The following is a 1,852-nucleotide window of genomic DNA, read 5'->3' on the forward strand; positions in this document are numbered from 1 at the left end:
AGCTATTACGGTAAAAGAATTAGCGGCAGAATTTATTGACCTTTATAAAAAGCTAGAAGCGAAAGGGGAATAAAGCATGACTGGAATTAAAATTGCTACAATCGGCGGTGGCTCTAGTTATACACCAGAGTTAATTGAAGGGTTTATTAAACGTTATGACGAGCTTCCTGTTCGTGAAATTTGGTTAGTAGATATTGAGGCAGGAAAAGAGAAGTTAGAAATCGTTGGTGACTTAGCGAAACGTATGGTGAAAAAATCAGGTTTACCAATTGATATTCATTTAACACTTGATCGCCGTGAGGCATTAAAAGATGCTGACTTCGTAACAACGCAGCTTCGCGTTGGTTTGTTAGAAGCACGTGCAAAAGATGAAGCAATTCCATTAAAATATGATGTAATTGGTCAGGAAACGAATGGTCCTGGTGGTTTGTTCAAAGCGCTGAGAACGATTCCTGTTATTTTAGATATTTGTAAGGACATGGAGGAATTATGTCCAAATGCATGGCTTATTAACTTCGCAAACCCAGCAGGTATGGTAACAGAAGCTGTACTTCGCTACACGAACATTCAACGAGTAGTTGGTCTATGTAACGTTCCAATCGGAATTCGTATGGGTCTTGCAAGATTACTTGGAGTAGATGCAAGCCGGGTACACGTTGATTTCGCTGGTTTAAATCATATKGTATACGGATTAGATGTATACTTGGATGGCGTAAGCGTAATGGATCGTGTGTTAGAGCTTGTAACAGATCCAGAAAAGCAAATTACGATGGAAAACATTGCTGCGCTTAACTGGGAGCCAGACTTTATTCGCGGTCTTCGTGCAATTCCGTGTCCATATCATCGTTACTACTATAAAACACGTGAAATGTTGGAAGAAGAGAAAGCAGCTTCGATTGAAAAAGGCACACGTGCAGAAGTAGTAAAACAATTAGAAGATGATTTATTCGAGCTATATAAAGACCCGAATTTAGATATTAAGCCACCACAATTAGAAAAGCGCGGCGGAGCTTATTATAGTGACGCAGCATGTAGCTTAATTACGTCTATTTACAATAATAAAGGTGATATYCAGCCTGTTAATACACGAAACAACGGAACAATTGCAAGCTTGCCACATGATTCGGCTGTTGAAGTGAACTGTATTATTACGAAAGAAGGTCCAAAACCAATTGCGGTCGGAGATCTTCCAGTACCAGTTCGCGGTTTAGTACAGCAAATTAAATCATTTGAGCGCACAACAATTGAAGCTGCTGTTACAGGGGATTATCATAAGGCGCTGCTTGCTATGACAATTAACCCACTTGTACCATCAGATAAAGTTGCAAAACAAATTTTAGATGAAATGTTGGAAGCACATAAAGAACATCTTCCGCAATTCTTTAAGAAGATAGAGAAATAAAAAGCGGCGCTGTTTAGCCCGCTTTTTTTAATTCTAGTAGGAGGTATTGCGATGATTAAACTAATTGTAAATGCAGATGATTTCGGTCTTACGGAAGGTACAAATTACGGAATTATTGATGGACATAAAAACGGGATTGTAAATTCAACGACGATGATGATGAATATGCCAGGGACAGAGCATGCCGTACGCTTAGCGAAAGAGTATAAAACGTTAGGGATAGGAGTTCATCTCGTATTAACGGCAGGAGAACCGCTTCTTAAAGACGTTCCATCACTTGTAAGTAGCGATGGATTGTTTCATAAACAAAGTGTTGTATGGGAAGGAAATATAAATCCAGAAGAGGTAGAAAAAGAATGGACTGCTCAAATTGAGAAGTTTTTATCTTACGGATTAACACCAACTCATTTAGATAGTCATCATCACGTGCATGGATTACCGCTTTTACAC

2 protein-coding genes and 1 pseudogene are annotated in these 1,852 nt (G+C 39.0%); all 3 read left to right on the forward strand.

What is annotated here, in order from left to right:
- Window positions 1-73 (forward strand): annotated as a pseudogene (locus AC1DJR_RS28430) (PTS lactose/cellobiose transporter subunit IIA); the annotation flags it as partial.
- A 3-nt stretch (window positions 74-76) separates the two neighbouring features.
- A complete protein-coding gene (gene celF, locus AC1DJR_RS28435; protein WP_477004091.1) occupies window positions 77-1,402 on the forward strand; it encodes a 6-phospho-beta-glucosidase in 1,326 nt (441 codons plus the stop codon).
- A gap of 51 nt (window positions 1,403-1,453) precedes the next feature.
- Window positions 1,454-1,852: ChbG/HpnK family deacetylase (locus AC1DJR_RS28440; RefSeq protein WP_477004092.1), on the forward strand; the 399-nt coding region annotated here is incomplete at its 3' end.

The organism is Bacillus sp. 05T31 (assembly GCF_056396725.1).